Origin of the sequence: Halosolutus halophilus, assembly GCF_022869805.1 — an archaeon.
Taxonomy (GTDB): domain Archaea; phylum Halobacteriota; class Halobacteria; order Halobacteriales; family Natrialbaceae; genus Halosolutus; species Halosolutus halophilus.
This window is the reverse complement of sequence record NZ_CP094974.1, coordinates 769749-789368: the sequence shown is the minus strand read 5'-3', so window position 1 is coordinate 789368 and position 19620 is coordinate 769749. Positions and strand designations below refer to the sequence as shown.

The following is a 19620-nucleotide window of genomic DNA, read 5'->3' as shown; positions in this document are numbered from 1 at the left end:
GTGCTCCTCGATCGCCTCCCATTTGCGGTCATTCGCTACCCTACAGCTCTCTTCAGCAGAACTATGTTCGACGTATCGAATATCAGTAAGCATGACGGCAGACCGTCGACAGTTCCTCCGCCTCGCTACTGTCTCGGGTGCGATAGGCCTCATCGGGTGCATCGGACGGGATGGCGATCCGGAGACCGGGAGAGTGGATGCCGGAGACGATGCAGAGCGAGAGAGTGCGGACGAGACGGCATCAGAGTCGACTGGTGAGGGACCAACCGACGAGGGACCAACTGATGAGGGACCAACCGGCGAATCACCAGTTCTCAGAGACGTTTCGTTAGAAACCGCTGACGTGCGTGATGGGACGACCCTTCGACTCATTGTGCTTGCCGAATCGAATACCACCGTCAACTGGCTCCATATCAGCCTCGAAGGACCGAACGGAAATATTCGAGGGGGCGGCCAGGGATGGGACTTCGAGGAGGTTGAAGACGGCGTCTGGAAAACTGAATGGACATATACGGTTTCAGATGAGGCGGCGAGCGGTGAGTACTCCTTCTCGCGGGTTCACGTCGAGAACGAAGCGAATCTGGAATCCGCTCCGTGGCCCGCCGAGCCGAGTGCGACTATTCGAACTGATGCTGATCCCGAGCGCCCCGTTCTGAGCGACGTCTCGTTAGAACCCGTTGACGTGAGTAGTGGAACTGAGCTGCGGCTGACGGTTCTCGCTGAATCGAACGTACCTGTTAACTGGCTCCATATCAGCCTCGAAGGACCGAACGGAAACATTCGCGGTGGCGGACAAGGGTGGGAGTTCACCGAAATCGAGGACGGCACGTGGGAAACCGTCTGGACGTACACGGTCTCGGATGAAGCGGCGAGCGGGGAATACTCCTTCTCGCGGGTTCACGTCGAGAACGAGGGAGGTCTTGAATCCGCTCCCTGGGCTGAAGAGCCCAGCGTCACGATCGAAACAGACGTCAATCCTGAAGAACCAACGCTCGAAGAGGTTTCGTTGGAAGCTGTTGACGTGCGTGATGGGACGGAACTCCGACTCACTGTGCTTGCCGAATCGAATATCACCGTTAACTGGCTTCATATCAGTCTCGAAGGGCCGAACGGGAACATTCGCGGTGGCGGGCAAGGGTGGGAGTTCACCGAAGTCGACCAAGACCTCTGGGAAACCGTCTGGACGTACACGGTCTCGGATGAGGCAGCGAGCGGGGAGTACTCCTTCTCTCGGATTCACGTCGAGAACGAAGCGAATCTGGAATCCGCACCGTGGCCCGACAAACCGAGTGTGACTCTCGACAACTCCTAACTATTCTGTAATCGCTTACCACGGGCTACACTGCGACCGTGGTCCGCTGCTATTCGGCCTGCTCGTTCAGCACCGATACCACGGATTCTAAGCATCCACGGCCAACGAACCCCTTCTCACCCACCTCAACGGGCTCGGTCATACTTCTTGCCGAACCACTACCGTTGATATCGCCAATTAACGCGACGTACTCCGAAACAGCTTCGGTTACCATCTCCACCACTTGGCCGCCAAAATATTGCACCCCAACCAATATCTGAGGGACCCGCACACCACGAGCAGAATCTAGGTACTCACTTTGACGGCGAAGCTGCCGGTTGATCGCATCCAGATTACTGCCGTTCACTCCACGTTTCACCTCAACCACGCCGTACAGAAATGACTCAGGTACTACCGCGAGCGGTTTCCCATCACTGTACGTCCAAGCAACGTCTCCTCGATAGCACACGATGTCGAATTCCGGCGACGCATCGGTATCCACTCCAGACGCACCTGAAGCCGAAGCACCCGGATATTTCCGTGATCCGTAGTCCTCGACGACAACTCCGTGTTCAAACCGTAACTCCGAATCGTACTGCTCGTGAGCGATTTTCTGGAGTTCCCTGATTACAATTCGTTCCAAGAACCGTCCGACCCCTCTCGGCTCGCCGTCTTCTCCGTATTGTCCGGCAGTTAACCCGGCTTTCGACGCTCTGTACTCTTCTCTCGTGATTCGCTCTTCGGGGCTGTCTGCCCAGACCTCGGGAGACATACCACCCTCATGTAGCTACTAGAACAAATCAATTCTTCCTACATTCTGGGCGAATCGCTACTATGACTGGTGAGCACGATGGCAGTGTGCTGCAGATACCCGCTGTACGGCGCACGAGACTCGATCGCGCGACACCGTCAGCCCTCCTCCGACCGCGCGTTCACTCGTGTGTCGCCACGCCGAGATCCACAATCAGTTCCCGCTTCGTCGTTCGCACGGCGCGATCGCTCTCGTACTCCGGCGCCCACCCGAGCGCGGCAAGGTTCGCGATCGAAAGGCGCATCTTGTCGTGATCGCGCGTGGCGCGAACCCATCTCACTCGTGACTGTCGGCTGGTATATACGGCATCGACGCGGGGATGGTACCTGCCGGCGTCGCACCGCCGGCGTGGTATTACCAATAACCAGAAAGTTCTTGGAACGCTACTGATCACGCTGAGGTAATGAAAGCCGTTGTGCTGGCGGGGGGTACGCCACCCGGTTGTGGCCGATCACGAAACACCGGCCCAAGATGTTTCTGCCGATCGGGGAGACGACCGTCATCGATCGCATCTTTCGCGACCTCGAGGCAGACGCACGCATCGACGAGGTGTTCGTGAGTACGAACGAGCGCTTCGCCGAGGCGTTCGAGGCCCATCTCGCGGACAGCGCGTTCGCGAAACCGCAATTGTCGATCGAGGAAACGACCGCCGAGGACGAGAAGTTCGGCGTCGTCGGCGCGCTCGCCCAGCTCGTCGAGCGCGAGGGGATCAACGACGACCTGCTGGTGATCGCCGGCGATAACCTGATCAGTTTCGATATTGGGGACTTTCTCGATTACTTCGACCACCGAGAGGCACCGACGCTCGCCGCCTACGACGTCGGCTCGCGTGAGAAGGCCACGTCGTACGGGTTGGTCGACCTCGACGGCGAGCGCGTCGTCGACTTCCAGGAAAAACCCGCCGATCCGAAGAGCACGCTGGTGTCGATCGCCTGCTACGCGTTCCCGCAGGACGCCCTGTCGTTGCTCGGGACCTATCTCGAGAGGGCAACAACCCCGACGAACCCGGCTGGTTTATCCAGTGGCTCCAGAATCGCGAGGCCACGTACGCCTACGCCTTCGAGGGCGCGTGGTTCGACATCGGCACGCCCGAGAGCTATCTCGACGCCGTCGCGTGGCATCTCGACGGGGACACGCTCGTTGCGAAAAGTGCGACCCTCGCGAACGCGACGATCGGCGACGACGTCCACGTGATGCCGGGCGCGACGCTCATCGACGCCGAGGTGGAGCGATCGGTGGTCTTCCCGGACGCCACGTTCGAGGGGACGACGGTGCGCCGGTCGATCATCGACGCGGACGTCCGCCTCGAAGGGGTGGCGCGCTCCGGCGCGCTGATCGGACCGACCACCCGGATCCCAGCGCGGTCCGGAGTCGGACGCCGACGAACCGCGGTCGCTGTCCCACCGATCGGGTTCGAGGTGGACATCGCGGTAGAGCGGTAGGTGATGAGAACTCAGGCCACGTTTTGTAGCCCTGTTGAAACCCGCAGAGAGTAATCGGTTCACAACCCTCTGCGGTCAGTACAGACGAAGGCGTTACCGGAGCCGTGGTTCACCTCCCGGTAGCTGTCAGAAACCGTGTACTGAATACAGAGGATGGGGCTTGGTTAGACGCTCGTGAGAACAGCTCTCTGGCCTGCCTCCGGTCAGTATCTGCATGTCATCGTTGAGAGTTTTGACCATAGCCCGAGACGATGTGTCCCTTCATCCTCGATAGAACGGTTGAAACGACGAAGTGGTCGAAACGAGTCCCCTGTACGTCATCTCCATTTCTGAATCTTTTGTACGCTACTCGCGTCCGATCGGCCCTCTATCCCTCAAATTCCCACGCCTAAACATGGCCCATTCTCTCTATTCAGCACGCAATGTCTGCCAGCATCCAGAGAGTTCGTTCAGCCGCTGCTGAATAGACCGCGCGAATGTCCCACAAGATTCGGCTTGATCTGCGAAAGTGATGATCGCTCAGTACAGGTGAAGAAGTAACGAGATGGCAGTCGATTTCACAGACAGCTATCAAAACTGCACGTTGAATACAGGGGGTCGATACAGTACAGGGACTCGATTTATTTCGTCGTGTAGGTACTGTACCAGTCTGTTAGTACGTTGTGTGTTACTCGCGGAGTGGTTTGTGGAACGCTGAAGCGGGGTCAGTCATCTGGTCAGGGTCGCAGACTCGGATAACACCGTCACCGCGAACGAAGACGTTCCAACCGGCGACAGAGAGCCGAAGGAAACTCGCCGGTGTTGACGTGTTGCCACTGTCCGTGAACAACTGGTCTATTGATTCTGGGTCAATTGTCTCATAGAGTGGGTCGAACTCCGTCGGAGCAACACCTTCGACGGCTGCCACTGCTTCGACGATTGCCAGAGATGGTGGACGCCCACGCTCTTCCCCGAATCGCGTCTCTCCCACAGGTGTACATTCACAACAAGTCGATCGCGTCTCGGTGGCCATGGAACGAGTAAAGAGATCCAGAGACTTGTATCCTTCAATGGTGGATGGTAGCGAGGGGCCCGGTAATTATCGGTTTTGACTACTCTGTGGTCAGTACTGGCCGATTCTGGCTCCGCTCTGTTCGGACAGTGTACGTGCCACATACGTACCTGGTATTCACCACGATTCTCCCACCGTCATCTCGGTTTGATAAGACTCGCAGCGTTACCTCCGCACGTTCTACTGAACGGCTGGTTCATCGCCTTCGAAATGAAACAAACGAACTCGGCGTGCTGAACTTATTCTCTGTATTCAGCACACCCCTCTTGACAGCAGTTCGATAGCTCGAGCAGGTTTTGCTGAATAGAGGGCGCGAATACAGCACGAATTAGAGATCAGTCGGCGAAGACTGTGACCAATCAGTTTCGAAGACGTACGAACAACTCCTCTAATAGAGGTCCATGCTAGAAGCGGTGCTGTATTCATAACGAACCAGCTCTGTTGAAATCCGCAGAGAATTACAGGTTCAACCGGTGACTTGATCGAATGCAAGCTTTCCCGAAGTCGCGGTTACTCCGGTTCGTTGAGCAAGCGATACACTTGGCCCGGCGAGCTGTCGCTCGCTACTCCTCGAAGTTCTCGAAACGGCGGTACACACTCCACCAGCACATCGTCTTGCTCTGTCTCAAGGTACGGAAGAATACTACGTACCGGATGCTGCTTGACGAACTCATCGAGATGCCCCGGATTCGGAGCGCCATCGACCTTGAGGAACTCCCATCCCCCTCGAATTGTGCAAGGCGTTCAACCGGCTTGACATGGCTGTTTGGCGGGTTCTTCTCAACCTCTCAGTAACGCTCTCCCGACTAACGGTGTCGTCGGTATCGACGCATCCGGCTTTGACCGAAGTCACGCCTCGAAACACCACACGAAGCGGGCAAAGCTGACGATTCAGCAGTTGAAAGTCACACTTCTCGCGGACACGGGAGCGAATGCGATCATTGATATTCACGTCATGACGACCAGAAAACACGCCTCGAAAATCGCGCCGTCCCTTATCGAGCGGAACACCAGTGAGGTGGCCATTCTCCTCGGTGACAAGGGATACGTCGACCAGAACGTTCGTACGTGAGCCCGCAAGGAGAAGGGGCGCCCGCTTATCAAGCATCGAGAGTTCTCGTCGCTTCAGAAGGCGTGGATGCTCGACTGGACGCTACTCTCTACGGGCAGCGCAGTCAGAACGAGACCGTGTATTCCCGGCTCAAACGGAAGTACGGTGCGTTCGTCCGCTCACGGTGGTGGTGGAAGCAGTTTCGGGAACTCACCATCACCTGCTTCACTCACAATCTCGACCGCTCACTCTAATCGGCAGATATAGGAAACTCGCATATCGCCCGCTGCAAGCGGTAGTATCGCTGCGGACAGAGTTGAAACTGAACCAAGAACAGACAGCAGTGCCACTTTCACAGCGATTCAAAACCGACTGTCAGTCGGTGCTATGAGACCGTCGTTATGACGTCGATGTTGAGGTCGTCGTCATCAACCCGTATCCACGCTTTCCCAACTCCGCGCCGTTCCGATTCCTCGACGTCCCACTCGTATGTCTCGGTCTCGTCGTTGGCATTGACCGTGATACGATACATCCCCGGAAGGAACTCGATGCTGTTCGCACTTATGCCGTCGCCCGGAGTCAGCGTTGCACTCGCCTCAAATGTAGGTGCTTCTTCTTCGCCATTGGAGTTGAGAGGTGCTATTGTCACTTCTACGTGGTGTGATGCTTCCGCATCAGGAACGACCATAACGCTCCCCTTCTGATGAGGACTGAACGGTTCGAGGTCGTCCTCATCATCCCCGGACAGAACACCGAGGTTGCCGACGAGGGGAGTCGAAAGGGCGATTCCGACTGCAGCGAGGAACCATCGGCGGTTCATATCGCCTTGATTGGCGGAACCATGTAAATCTCTTCTGTAGGGTCAAATCAGGGTTTCACTTCCGTTCAGTACGCACCCCTGCCTAACGGCTGTTTCAGTAGGAAAGGTGTTGAATCGATAGGATGTCAACAGAGCCAACGAACCGAAATCGAAAACGCAGGGAAAACTGTGGATAGCAGTACGGTCTAACACAAACTGCTTTAACCGTCCTACTACCGAATACTGATAATGAAGTCCTGGAAAACGGTCGGGTTCGGCACCTACTGGAGGCGAGCAATTGTCGCCTTGGGAGCGCTCTACGTTCTCCTCGGACTTGGGTGGGCATATGTAGAGATCTCACGAGGTACGCCACTCTCGAATGTGATGGTCATCTCGTTCTTTGTCGCCGGGCCGGGCATGATCGTCCTGTACGGTGGGTATCGATTGCCAGAAACCGAAATCAATCCCAAATTCTATTCCAGAATCATGGGCTGGTGTCTCGGTGGGATCGGGGTGTTGACCGGTCTTCTCACGCTCTACCACCTCCAACCCGCCGCGAGTATTAGCAGTCCCGGACGGGCAATTCTCATAATCTCGGCGTTTGTACTCGTCCCTTCGTTTGCTGGGGGAGTCAATGATGCACGGGCCAAATCAAACGCGTTCGTTCTCGAACGGACGGTCGATCTCCTCCACAAATCGGAGCGTATCGCGAACGTCGGTGGCTGGGAAATCGATCCGGACACGATGGAGGCGTACTGGACTCAGCACCTCTTTGAGATTCTGGGACGGTCTTGGGATGAAGAACCGTCAGTGGATGAAGTCCTCGATGTCTACCACGAAGATGACCGGTCGATCATCGAGAACGCCATCGAAGCGGCGCTTGAGGAAGGCGCGCCCTTCGATGTGGAAGGACGGTTCCATACGCCTGCGGGAGAGGTGCGGTGGCTTCGGATCCAAGGAGTTCCTGAAATCGTCGGCGACGATGTCGTGTCGCTCCGTGGGGCGGCACAGGACATTACGGAGCGCAAAGAGCATGAGCAGGAACTACAGCGCGTCCGAGAGCGGATGGAATTCGCCCTCAACGCAACCGATGCGGTCGTCTGGGACTGGAACGTAGAGGCCAACGAAGCCTCCTTCTATCCCTCGGCGGAGTCGCTCTATGGAACAACGGTCGAGAACTGGGAGGATTTCATCGAGATCATTCATCCAGAGGACAGACAGAAGGTACAGCAGACCATCGAGAAATCCCTGGAGACGGGCGAACCGAAACACGAGGAGATCCGAATCGTCCGGAACGGCGAAACACGATGGATTGAAGCTCCAGGCCACCCAGTCGAAGACAACGACGGCTCGACGCGGATGGTTGGCGTGGCCCGTGACGTTACCGACCGGAAGACGTACGAGCTCAAGCTCGAGGAATCCAATGAGCGGCTCGAGCAGTTCGCCTATGCCGCCTCTCACGACCTTCAGGAGCCACTCCGGATGGTCTCGAGTTATCTGCAGTTGATCGAGAGCCGGGCCGACGATGAGCTGACTGCAGAGACCGAAGAATTCCTCGAGTTCGCCGTCGACGGCGCCGACCGTATGCGTCATATGATCGACGGACTACTGGCATACTCACGCGTGGAGACGCAGGGGGAGCCACTCGAACCAGTCGACCTCACCGAGGTGGTTGCAGACGTCCAGGCCAACCTCGAGATGCGTCTCACCGAAAGTGATGCCTACGTAGAGGTTGATGAGTTGCCCCGTGTGCTGGGAGATGAGAATCAGTTGCACCAAGTGTTTCAGAATTTACTGAGTAACGCGATAGAGTATAGCGGTGACGAGCCACCACGGGTACAGATTTCCGCCGAGCGGAACAGTTCAATGTGGGAAGTGTCGGTTCAAGACGAGGGGATCGGGATCGAGCCAGATGCGCAAGATCGGATCTTCGAGGTGTTCCAGCGACTCCATTCCCGAGACGACCACGAGGGGTCGGGTATTGGCTTGGCGCTGTGCGAGCGGATTATCGAGCGTCACGGCGGCGAGATCGGGGTCGAGTCTGAACCCGGCGAGGGATCGACGTTCTCGTTGACGCTCCCCGCAGCGCACGATCACGAGTAAATGACCCGTGCCTGTGAACCAACCGACCCTCTCGTGCTGAACTCATCCCCTCTATTCAGCAGGCGATTTCTGAGAGAATCTGTATAGGTCAAGTCCGGTCGTGCGGAATAGAGGGCGCGAATGGTGCACGCGATTTGCGACGATGATGATCGCTCAGTACAGGTCAAGCAGGTAACGGAGAAGCAATCGATCTTACTGATAGATGTCAAGAACTGCGTGATGAATACGGAGGATGGATTTAGTAAACCGACCTTGATTGTTCTGAGTGATCCATTCTGAATCAATCAACCAAAGTGCATACGAATAGAAAATCACCCTCAGAGGAGAGATTGAACAGTATCTTGCGTCCCCTAAAACTTATCCCACTATGATTTAGATAGGAAGTGATGAAATCCCTTCAACGATTAGGGATCAGTTTGGTCGGAATCGGAATCGGATTTGTATTGATTTCTTATCTAATCGAAATATACAGCAGAAGCTTTTTCATCAATTCTGTTATGGATCCGTTTAGTATTGGTATCGTGTATTCCGTCTTTGGAGTTGTTGTCGTGGGCTGGGGTCAGGTTTCCCAATCACGGAGCCTTCCGCTCCATATCGCTCTTCTCACTGCAGGAATGGTTGTCGTGATTATTACTGGGACTGAGTTAGCCAGAAGACCGTTAGTCGGACGTGAGCTTCACTGGATTATCATGAATTATACGAATCCATCTCACTATGTTGGGTTCTGTGTTACGTGGTTGTTCTCGATTATTCTGGCTGATTTAGATAGCTATTCGTCTCAACAAATAGGCTCTTTCTGTATCTCGGGACTGGTATTCATATTGTTAATACCACTTGCAGCCGTGCTGACAGCCGGTCATACGTTGGCAATTGCTCTTCCGATATGGGTTGTTGCAGGCGGGATCGTCGTCGCTATCGCCGGCATATATACTTTCCCAGTATATTACTTACAAAACCAATCTCAGGTTCAGTAGTATCTTTGTATTGTAAACATTCTAAAATAACGTTGCTAATAACTGCATGACACAGTCTGGTTCGTTCTATTGCAGACACGCCCTGTATCTGTAGGACTCGCCAGACATCATCTCGAACTGGTAGGAACCTCAGTGGTCAGTTTGCATATTTACTGAACGGCTGGTTCATTGACTTCGGGATAAAACAAACAAAACCTCGTGCTGATTATATCTTCTGTATCTTGTATCCTGATTCTACCAGTTGCTGGACAGGTCGTGGGGAACCTTGCGAGAGACAAGTGGCATGACTGAGGACAAGCAACACAGCAGCTGAACGCTCAATCCAGAGTGGATCTCGATGACTAGAACTGTTCAAAATCAGAATTCCCACAGGGACAGCTTTCACCCGTTCCAATTGGTCGAACGTCCCCAGTTGGAAACCGACGGGCTGCGTATGGTGATTTACAGTCAGTGCAGATTGCTACGACCTTTTCTGATTCGTCAACCCACTTCATACCGTCCCTTCTGCCGTCCGTTAGCTTCGTTTTGATACCTTACCAGTTGGGTGGTAATTCTTGTAGCCTCTGCTGAATAGAAGGCGCGACTGTGGCACGAACCGAAGGTCGATCTACGAAGAGTGGGGAACGGTCAGTACAGGGTGCGTATGTAACAGGTAACCATACCTGTTCATACCCCAATACATATGGCCGAACAGACTGAATTATACTCTATGGAAGCAGCTCAATTCCCGAACAGGATTCCGACACAGTATCTCGCTGCCCTTCTCGCCATTCTTCTCCTGAGTCTCGTTTACGCTGTAGCCATCGGACAGATTGGCGCTTGGATATGGGGGCTCATGGCGTTGGTTTCGCTTGGTGTGACTGTATTCGTCATCTACCTTTTTTACAGACTGGTACTTGCGGTTGAGCGAATTGCTTACGAACAGTAAGCAGGTCTACTGATCGGCTGCTTCAGCACAAATCAGCTGGAAGAATCGAACTGGTTTGCTGCAGCCATGCTCTGTATTCTGCACTGGAGGATCGCTAGATGACGCTGTGAGTAGCCTACTATCGTCGGAGAACAGTCAGTCACTGGACTAGTATCTGGAATCCCCCGCAATCTCTTGATTTTGCAGAAATCTATTCAGCCAGCCATCAGCATCGGGAAATATTCATCCAGATCACATCGCAATTAACCAGCTCCAATTGCTCCGAAGTCGTCGCAGTCTAGTGATCCTACAGAGCACTCTTTGTTAACGGTGTGTCACCGTGACGAGCGCGGCTCCCCGGCTATGCAAAGCAGTCCGGAGAACGTGCGCTGCTCGGATTACTGGACGGACGACGTCTCCGCTGTACCGTCAGTGTACTGTGCACAGACGCGTCGGAGTCCTTCTTCGAAGTCGATCGCCGGGAGATTAGGAAACAGGTCTTCCATAATCGTGTGTGCCGTCGTCGCTCGCCGACGTCTACGACTGTCTGCCCAGTTCGAATCGAATTTGAGTACGAGGGGTACGCGGTAACCGTCCGAAGCGACGGTCGCATTCACATCGAATAACTCCTCGCGGCATATTTGAGGAACTGCTTCGGAAAAACGGAGTCTCGAACGCGAGCGGTAGTGGCCGTCACGGTGCTGGCACATGATCTACTCGCCAGCTACGCGGCTGTCTCTCGAGACCAAGATCAGTACTTTCCACGGAATACCGGGATCACCACGGAGCTCTACCGTCGTAGAACGGAAATCCACCGGGACTTCACTGGCCAAAGTGTTCGGGTAGTGCTGTTATTATAGCCATGTGCATTGATGACCGTGGGGATTGTGAGTGGATGAATTCACACGACAGCAACATCGAACCTATGATATCCTTCTCGTAGAACCCGAGCCACATAGTGCCTCACGTTTTATCAACTCGTTTGAGGCGACAGAGATTCCGAACGACGTAACCGTCGTCTCCACCGGGAACCAAGCACTCGATTACATCACTCAGCACGGCGATTATACGGAGGCTCCCCCGCCGGATCTCATTCTTCTCGATCTCCACCTTCCCGAATCGAGTGGCATCGAGATCCTCACCGAACTCAAAGACAGACCCGAGTTACGACTCATCCCTGTGCTCGTCTTGACATCGTCGGACGAACCAGCGGCGGTCACCCGATCTTATGAACTCCACGCGAACGCCTACGTGCAAAAGCCGGATTCGGCGGACGAGTTCGATCAGTTGGTAGACGCGATCGTGGAGTTCTGGCTCAAACTCGTTCATCTGCCTCCGAAGGAGACATAAGGCATCGTATCCATCAATTGGAGTGACTGACACTGGATTAGCGCTTGATCCGTAGCTGGAAGGTGCGTCCGTTTCATTGAGCTAACTGTCTGAGGAAGAGAACCGCAGCAGAACCTGACAGCTGGGACTGGGTTGGTGGAGCAATCGTCGGAGCGATGATTGGGGCTCTCACAGTCCCGTCCCCATCACTCGTCATCCGTCCCACCGTTCATTACGAGCACGAGCCTCTCTTTCAGCAGGCGCGCACGACTGCGATCGGAATCCCCAACAGCCGCGAGTTCTCGGAGTAGGAGCCAATCACTCAGAGCAGTTCCCGGACCATGGTCCGGCTGGCAGCGTAAACGACACCGTCGTTCCCTCGTCCGGTTCGGACTCGACCCAGATCTCGCCGCCGTGGCGTTCGACGATTCGTTGACAGAGTGCCAGTCCGATCCCAGTCCCATCGTACTCCTCGCGGCTGTGGAGTCGCTGGAAGACCTCGAACACGCGTTCCGTGTCATCAGCCTCGATCCCGATCCCCTCGTCGTGGACCGAGATGATCCACGTTCCGCCCTGGTTCTCCGCCTCGACGTGGATTGTCGGCGGTTCGTCACCGCTGTATTCGATCGCGTTCGACAGGAGGTTTTGGAACAGTTGTCGTAACTGGCTGGCGTCACCATTCACACGAGGGAGCTCGTCGATCGAGACGTCGGCAGCACTTTCCTCGATCCGAAACTGGAGATCCGTGAGGACGTCTCCGACGACATCTTCGAGGTCGGTTGGTTCGAATGGATCGCCCTGCGTTTCGACCCGCGAGTACTCGAGGAGGCCCTCGATCATCTTTCGCATCCGCTCCGCGCCCTCGATGGCGAACGCCAGAAACTCTTTCCCGTCCTCGTCGAGTGCGTCGCCGTATCTGTCCTCGATCAATTGCAGATAACTCGACACCATCCGCAACGGTTCTTGCAGGTCGTGTGAGGCGGCGTACGCGAAGTGTTCGAGTCGTTCGTTCGAATCTTCGAGGCGCTCGATCGTCTCTTCGAGTTTCCGCTGATACTCACGGCGTTCGGTGATGTCCTGGGCCATCGTCATGCCGGCGAAGACCTCGCCACGCTCGTCGGTGATCGGGGCCGCGTGGACCACCCACTCTCGATCAGCGTATTCGAGTTCGACCGACGCCTCCTCGCCGTCGAGTGCGGCCTGGAACACGGGCCTCAAGCCGGCGGCGGTCTCGTCCGGCCAGACATCGTGGAACTGCTTCCCCTCGAGATCGTTGGGTTCGACGGGGATGCGGTCGAATCCCTGCCCGGCCGCCAGCGTGTACTCGAGGTCGTGATCAAACAGGGTTACGAGTCCGTTTGGGAAGTACTCCACGAGCGTGCGGTACCGCCGCTCGGATTCCTCGAGGGCACGCTCACGCTCCTTACGCTCGGTTACATCCCGGAAATAGACCGAGACGCCAGTTTCGGACGGATAGAGGTTCGCTTCGACCCAGATCCCGAGCAGATCGTAGTAAAGTTCGTAACTGGTCGCCTCCTGTGTTTCGCGTGCCGTGTGGAATGCCTCCCAGACCTCGTCGATTTCCGCGGCGGAGGGGAAGGTCTCCCAGAGGTTCTTGCCGAGCAACTCTTCCTCGTCGTGTTGCAGGAGTTCCGCGGCCCGGTCATTGACGTGGGTGAATCGAAACTCCTCGTCGAGTGCGTAGAAAGCATCAGAGATCCGACCGAAAATCTCGTTCAGTTCGGTCTCAAGGTCTCGTTCCCGTTCTTTGAGGTCGGTGATGTCCTCACCAGTCGTAACGACGCGATCGATGTCGCCGGCGTCGTCGAAGAGGGGTGCCGCGTTGACCGAGAGCCAACGCGAGTCGCCGCTCGGGAGGTCAATCTGGAGGACGTCCTCGTAAACTGGTTCACCGGTCTCGAGGGTTCGAGCGAATGGATGTTCGGTGGCCGGAACTTCGCGGCCATCCTCGTCGTAGACCGGCCGCTGTGACGGATCGTATATCTCCGCTTCTTCCTCGGGAATCTCGAGAATGTCCCTGACCCGCTCGTTCATACGGGTGACCTCCCCGTCGGCGTCGAATACCTGAATGCCGACGGGACTGGTCTCGAGAATTCGATCAATCAGATCACGCTCGCGCTCGAGTTGCCGCTCGCGTTCGTCGAGTGTCTCTTCCGTTCGTTTTCTATCGGTGATGTCACGCACGATCCCAACCGATCCCTGAAACGTACCATCTTCGACGAGCAGACTCGCTCGCAGTTCGCAATATCGAGTCTCGCCGGCGGCAGTGTGCGCTGTGATCTCGAAGCAGTCGGTCAACTGCTCATCGTTCGCCACACTCTGGGCAATTTCGAGCGTGATTCGCTCGACATCGTCGTCCGCAAGCACGATCGAGGCGTGTTCGCCGATGAGTTCGTCCCGCGCGTACCCGGTCAGTTCGACGATAATATCGTTGACCGCGACGAACCGTCCAGCGGCATCGAGCTGGTAGATACCGTCGTCGACCGTATTGACGAGCGTTCGGTAGCGTTGGAGTGCCACGGAATCGCCAGCGTCGTCCGGCCAAAACGCTGTTTCCGTGGCATCCGCTCGATCGTTCATAGCATCTCGGAAGGGATTGACGGAGTTAAAAGCCGTGCTAGTCGTGATCCCCGAATGAACCGTTTAAAAATCCAAATAATATTTATATACGAGGTAATAAACTGCGGTGACAACGCGGGAGCGAATGCCCGTTCGACAGCAGGTTCTGAAACAGGTGGCGTAGCTCGTCAGTGATTTCGAGCCGCGAGTACGGCGGCCGTATTTTGAGGGGTACGGTACTCGAAAAACCCGGTCGCGTCGAAACGCGACGTGAGACGGAAGTGGGAGTCGGGCGAAGGGCGTTACAGCAGGTTGCCGCCTAGATCGTCAACGATTTTCTCTAGGGTCTTCGTGGTCCGGTTCCCGATGCCGCTCAACGGCGCGATCCTGTTTGCTCGAGAATTGGTCGTCGATCGGACGAACGCAGCGAGCTTTGAGTCGGGTTCCTGCTCGAGGAGGTCCGCCAGGACAGTGCCCTCGAGAACGATGTTGATGTCGGTCTCGGTGTGGACGACGAGGTCGGATACCGCCAGGGTCGACTCGTTGACCAGCGAGATGTCGGCTCCTGCTCCCTCGTGGACGTACTGGTTGAGGAGCTGGACGTCGGCGTTCGAGAGGTCGGTGACTTGGTCGGCGGTCGTGTCGGTGAACAGGTAGACGCCGCCGGCGCCGACGGCGCCGATGGCGCTGGCCGAGACGCCGACGACGGTGTCCAGTTCGGCGTTGGCGGTGACGTATCCCTCGACGACGGCGTACCCGGGTCGGTCCCGGAGCGGCACGTCGTCGGACCGATCCGGGAGCGGTTGCGGATCGGCCGCGTCGTTGTCGTTGCCGTCAGTGACGCGAACCATCCCCCACATCCCCGACTCCAGCTTGCGGTATTGCTTGGCGTCGGCGTAGAGGTAGTCGCCCGGGTGGTCGGAGGTTCCGCCGAGGAGGTCGAACGTCTCGGACTTGCCGGGGCTCAGGTCCGCGTCGACGCCGGTGATCGGCGACTCGTCGACGCCCTGATAGCGCTGCCACTGGTGACCCGCGAGGTGGAACGTGACCGTCCGCCCCTTGTCCGCGACGCAGCCGATCCGGAAGCGCGTGGGGTCGTCCGCGAACGCCTCGAGGATCGGCGTGTTCGGGTCGCCATGGACGTCGGAGCTGAACACCTTGTTCTGGGCCTCGTCGCCCTCGAAGCGGTACCGGAACGGCTCCGAGCGGTAGTTGACCGCGCCGAAGCCGTGATCCTGGGGCTCCTCGCCGAGCTGGTTCGGCGGATCGTTCGGATCGTCTTCCTCGCCGGCCGGCACGATCGGCTGGTCCGGGTTGTGACGGTTCAAGATGAACTGCCCGTCGGCGAACAGCAACGAGGTCTGGCGGTAGTCCTCTTCGTCTCCCCGGGTCCTGACGATGTTCGTGAACGCGTCTGGCGTGGGCTCTGCAGTCACGGCGTCGAGTGCGATCGCGCCTTCCTCCTTCACGATCAACTGGCCGAAGGCGCCGTGGTGGCGGTTGCTCCGGACGTCCGCCGCGTCGGTCAACAGGACCGTCCCAAGGTCACCGTCGGCGTACCACTCGTAAGTGACCGTCTCGTCGCGGCCGACGGTCGTGTCGTAGTTGAAGCCGACCGCGGAGCCGTCGGAGGTGTTGGTGTCGTACCGAACCTGGTTCGGGTGCAACGAGATCCGATGGGACCGCTTCCACGAGTGGTCCTTGTGCACGCGCGTCAGCGGGTGCTCGTCGTCGTTGTTCAGGTCCCATGGGAGGTCGTTGGTGAGGTTCACCCTGACGAGTTCGTCTTCGTTGGCGTGCAGCGTCAGCGGCTGCGGGTCGCGGTCGCCGTTGCGAACCTCGTCCGCGTACCGATCGTGGACGAAGACGACGCCCTTCGGATCGTGGTCGCCGTAGTCGTTGTAGGGAATCTCCGTCTCGATGGCCGTGACATCGAACTCCCGCACCTTACCCTCCGGGAGGTCCAGTCGACTCGTCAGGCTCTCGACGTCACCGGGTGCCTGGGGCGGCGTCTCACCCACGTTCGGGTTCTGGCGCGCGTTCTTGTCCGGTGGGGTCTTCCGGTCGGTGTCGTCTGGATGGTAGTAGTGCTTGGCCCACTGGCCCTCTTCGGTCCAGTCGAAGTCCGAGAACTGCGAGGGGTGGCCCATCTCCGCGAGCTGGTCGTCGGTGATCGCGAGCGCCGGCGAACCGTGGTCCGGCAGACACTCCAGGTGATTGACGGACCCGCCCCAGATTCGGACGAGTCCCCACAGGCCGGACCACAGATCGTCGATAACGTTCGACCCGTACCGGTAGTCCCGTACCGGCACGCCGTCCGGGTTGGTCGTCTTGTCGAAGGCGTTCTGCGTGGCCTCCGGCGCGACGTCGAAGGTGAACGCCTCCGAGGGGCCGATCACGTGGGAGACGTAGTCGTCCGGGGCGAACCCTTCCGGGTCCATCCGGAGGCCGTGGATGGCGAAGTTGTGCATCTCCTCGTAGGCGCCCTGGAGGACGCGGAACTTGATCGGATCGCCCTCGTAGGCCTCCAGCACTGGTGTCGGCGGATCGCCGTGGGCCTTCGAGCTGTGGACGTAGGCGGGATCCTCGCCGTCGCGGTTGTAGTAGGGCGCGTTCCGGAGGTTGACCGCCATCGTCCCGGCGTTGACGTTGTGCTGTGTGTTCTGGGTGATGAGTTCGCCGTCGCGGTTCCGCAGGGGGACGAAGTCGTGGAGGAAGAGCGCCTGCTCGCGGAAGTCGTTCTCGTCGGAGTCGTCAGGCGTGATGATGTTCGCCTGGGCGCCGCTGAACGCCGGTTCGCCCGAGTAGGGATCGACCCACTCCGAGCCCTCCGGTTCGACCAGCAGGGCGTTGAACATGCCGTGTTGACCTTCCTTCAGCGCGATGATGTGGTCGTGGAAGTAGATCGTTCCCCGCTCGTCGGCGTACCACCGGTACTCGTTCGTTTCGCCGTGGTCGGTTCCCTGGTAGTAGTTGTAGCCGTTGGCGAGCGAGTCCGACCCGAGCACGTCGAAGCCGACGAAGTGCGGATGAATCGAGGCCCCGGCACCGTCGACTTCGTTCTTCAGCCTGACCTTGATCAGGTCGCCAACGTTGGCCCGCAGGAAGAGTGGTTCGGGGTTGAGCTCACCGTTCCGGACCTGTTCCGCATTGTTGACCGTCACGGTGCCGTCGGTCACGCCGGGGACGTTCGCCTCCTCCAGGACGTAGACGATCCCGTCGGGGTCGTGTTCGCCCGCGTCGTTGTACGCGACCTGGGCCGGCATGGCGACGATGGTGTACTCGATGACCCGGTTCGGCGTTTCACCGTCGGGAACCGGGCCCGCATAGGGGGCGCCGGGCTCGATGTCATCGCCGAGGGCTTTTCGTTCGGCCCCTGTCGGCTGTCGCGGATCGTCGACCGACTGCAGCGGCGGTTCGGGGGCGATGTAGCCCTTCGGATCGTCGACGCCGTTCACCTTCTCGATCGCATCACCGATGAACTCCGGGTACCCGGGCGTGTCCGAGCCCGCCGAAATGAGTTCGCTGGAATTGGGCAGGGGCTCAAGGAAGTCCCGCTCCTTGTCGTGGACTCGCATCGATCCCCACATCCCCTCGGCGTAGTGGGGGAACATATGACAGTGGAAGAGAACGTCTCCCGCACCCTCGTGCATATAGCCGCCGCCACCGTTCTCGAACGCCTCCTCGAACGTCATGTCGGGCCGGACCGACCCCGGGCCGTGGCCCGCAACGAAGTACGACTGGAAGGCGTCGCCGAGTCCGATCGTCTGGGCGTCGATCGTGTCGGCGTCCGTTCGCGGCACCTGCTTCCAGCGGCTGTTGTGGATGTGGTGGACGTGGTTTTCCTCCTGGGACGCCCCGACGAAGCAGAACTTGACGGGGTCGCCCTTGTAGACGTCGTAGATGTTGTCACCGCCTCCCGGATCGCCGTGGGTCCAGGAGTGATAGAACGTCTTCTCGGTGTTGCAGTCGGGACAGCTGTCGTTGACTCGTTGCCCGCTGGGATCGGACCGGTAGTTGATCGCGTGCGGGTGCTGTGTCTTGTCACTGTGCGGCCAGTAGACGTCGTGTTTCAAGCCCGACGGCGAGTGGTAGAAGACGACGAACTCGCGGTAACTCGTCTCCAGAGCGTTGGGGTCGTGGATGTCCGCTCGGACGCCGCTGCGGAGTTCTTCGCCCGTCTCTGGGTCAGTCCAGGTCGCCCCCGGCGGTTCGACGACGATCGCGCCGAACAGCCCCCGCGACAGGAGGTTCACCTGATCGATACTGCCGGGTCCGCTGTCGAGCGCCTGGTTGGCGCCGTCGTAGAAGAAGTGGGTGCCGATATTGGCTGCTTCCCACGTGTACGTGATCGTCTCGCCCGGGGCGGCCGTCGTATCCGCGTTGTAGCCGACCGACATCCCATCGGACGTCTGCACGTCGTAGGGCAGCCCGGTCTGGTGCATCGAGGCGGGTTCGTCGAGATGGTTGTGGAACTCGATCTCGACCGTGTCACCCCTGTTCGCGCGGATCACCAGCGGCTCGATGGCGCCCGCGGCGGAGCTGCTGGATCCACCCTCGTCGATCATCGCGAACCCGTCGTCGGGGGTCTTCCCGGACGCTTCTCTGGCTTCCTCGAGGTTCTCCTCAAGGACGTACATCGCACCATTTGGCTGGTGCAGATCGAACCTGTTGTAGACGATATCGACCTCGATCGCGTGGACGGTATACGTTCGAACGGTGCCGTCGCTTTCGGTGCTGACGTCTCCGGCCTGCGTAGCGCTGACGTCGTTCGTCAAAAAGCCCGACATCGGCACCATGCCGAGTCCCTGAATGAACGTCCGGCGTTTCGACTGAAGCCCTTTCCCACCTTGGTTGTTCTCGTTATCAACCATAGAGGTGACGTAATTGAACAATCAGCCATATATCTTCCGAAATTGTGTAGAGAAATAAGAAATGAGGATTTTAATTCTGAATAATAGAACGGTATGGAGGTAAATACTGTTCCAAACTACTTTGGATAACATTTATTAATTATTATAGTTAATTCGCGTGGCTCCGAACGAGACGTGACAGTGGGCCATGCGACTACCTCTGATCAGACATTCCATACCACTGACAGGCGACGCGACCCGCCGAGTCAACAGTCACACGAACGTGGTGAACAGATTTTAGCCGAAATGCATCTCGCAAAACAGCGAGAGAAGACTCGCCTGTCACGACTGAGACAGAACAGACGCCGGGTCTCCAATATCGCCACACAATTGTCGCATACCTGTCAACTCATCATATAGATGGGTGTA

The 19620-nt window shown here is 57.6% G+C and carries 11 protein-coding genes and 2 pseudogenes; 8 read left to right on the top strand and 5 right to left on the bottom strand.

The window, feature by feature from the left end; genetic code table 11:
• The first annotated feature begins 91 nt into the window (after window positions 1-91).
• Window positions 92-1312 carry a hypothetical protein gene (locus tag MUG98_RS03815; RefSeq protein WP_265110841.1) on the top strand — a complete coding sequence of 407 codons (1221 nt, stop codon included), beginning with the start codon at window positions 92-94 and terminating at the stop codon, window positions 1310-1312.
• Between the two features lie 49 nt (window positions 1313-1361).
• Here the strand turns inward: MUG98_RS03815 and MUG98_RS03810 are convergent, their stop codons facing one another.
• Window positions 1362-2063 (bottom strand): hypothetical protein, encoded by a 702-nt coding sequence (locus MUG98_RS03810; protein WP_265110840.1) that lies wholly within the window; start codon window positions 2061-2063, stop codon window positions 1362-1364.
• Window positions 2064-2505: 442 nt separating this feature from the next.
• Between MUG98_RS03810 and MUG98_RS03805 the strand changes: the two are divergent.
• Window positions 2506-3544: pseudogene (locus tag MUG98_RS03805) on the top strand (nucleotidyltransferase family protein).
• A 667-nt stretch (window positions 3545-4211) separates the two neighbouring features.
• On the opposite strand, the gene MUG98_RS25370 reads toward MUG98_RS03805, so the two are convergent.
• Window positions 4212-4556, bottom strand: a complete 345-nt coding sequence (locus MUG98_RS25370) for a HalOD1 output domain-containing protein (protein WP_345779787.1) — start codon at window positions 4554-4556, stop codon at window positions 4212-4214.
• Between the two features lie 525 nt (window positions 4557-5081).
• On the opposite strand from MUG98_RS25370, the pseudogene MUG98_RS03800 reads away from it, so the two are divergent.
• Window positions 5082-5900: pseudogene (locus tag MUG98_RS03800) on the top strand (IS5 family transposase).
• Window positions 5901-6031: 131 nt separating this feature from the next.
• Here the strand turns inward: MUG98_RS03800 and MUG98_RS03795 are convergent.
• Window positions 6032-6466 (bottom strand): Ig-like domain-containing protein, encoded by a 435-nt coding sequence (locus MUG98_RS03795; RefSeq protein ID WP_265110839.1) that lies wholly within the window; start codon window positions 6464-6466, stop codon window positions 6032-6034.
• 228 nt (window positions 6467-6694) lie between these two features.
• Here MUG98_RS03795 and MUG98_RS03790 point away from each other — a divergent pair, with 228 nt between their 5' ends.
• From MUG98_RS03790 to MUG98_RS03775, 5 genes are all read left to right on the top strand, one after another.
• Window positions 6695-8548 (top strand): ATP-binding protein, encoded by a 1854-nt coding sequence (locus MUG98_RS03790; protein ID WP_265110838.1) that lies wholly within the window; start codon window positions 6695-6697, stop codon window positions 8546-8548.
• Between the two features lie 386 nt (window positions 8549-8934).
• On the top strand, window positions 8935-9522 hold the full coding sequence (locus MUG98_RS03785; protein WP_265110837.1) for a hypothetical protein: 588 nt from the start codon (window positions 8935-8937) through the stop codon (window positions 9520-9522).
• Window positions 9523-10231: 709 nt separating this feature from the next.
• A complete protein-coding gene (locus MUG98_RS03780) occupies window positions 10232-10450 on the top strand; it encodes a DUF8066 domain-containing protein (protein WP_265110836.1) in 219 nt (72 codons plus the stop codon).
• 491 nt (window positions 10451-10941) lie between these two features.
• Window positions 10942-11055 (top strand): HalOD1 output domain-containing protein, encoded by a 114-nt coding sequence (locus MUG98_RS25500; RefSeq protein WP_425601078.1) that lies wholly within the window; start codon window positions 10942-10944, stop codon window positions 11053-11055.
• A gap of 265 nt (window positions 11056-11320) precedes the next feature.
• Window positions 11321-11779 (top strand): response regulator, encoded by a 459-nt coding sequence (locus tag MUG98_RS03775; RefSeq protein ID WP_265110835.1) that lies wholly within the window; start codon window positions 11321-11323, stop codon window positions 11777-11779.
• 297 nt (window positions 11780-12076) lie between these two features.
• Here the strand turns inward: MUG98_RS03775 and MUG98_RS03770 are convergent, their stop codons facing one another.
• Both MUG98_RS03770 and MUG98_RS03765 read right to left on the bottom strand, forming a co-directional pair.
• The gene (locus MUG98_RS03770) at window positions 12077-14359 is read right to left on the bottom strand and encodes a PAS domain-containing sensor histidine kinase (protein WP_265110834.1); all 2283 of its coding nucleotides are present in this window, start codon (window positions 14357-14359) and stop codon (window positions 12077-12079) included.
• Window positions 14360-14640: 281 nt separating this feature from the next.
• Window positions 14641-19212 carry a multicopper oxidase domain-containing protein gene (locus tag MUG98_RS03765; protein WP_265110833.1) on the bottom strand — a complete coding sequence of 1524 codons (4572 nt, stop codon included), beginning with the start codon at window positions 19210-19212 and terminating at the stop codon, window positions 14641-14643.
• Window positions 19213-19620: the final 408 nt, after the last annotated feature.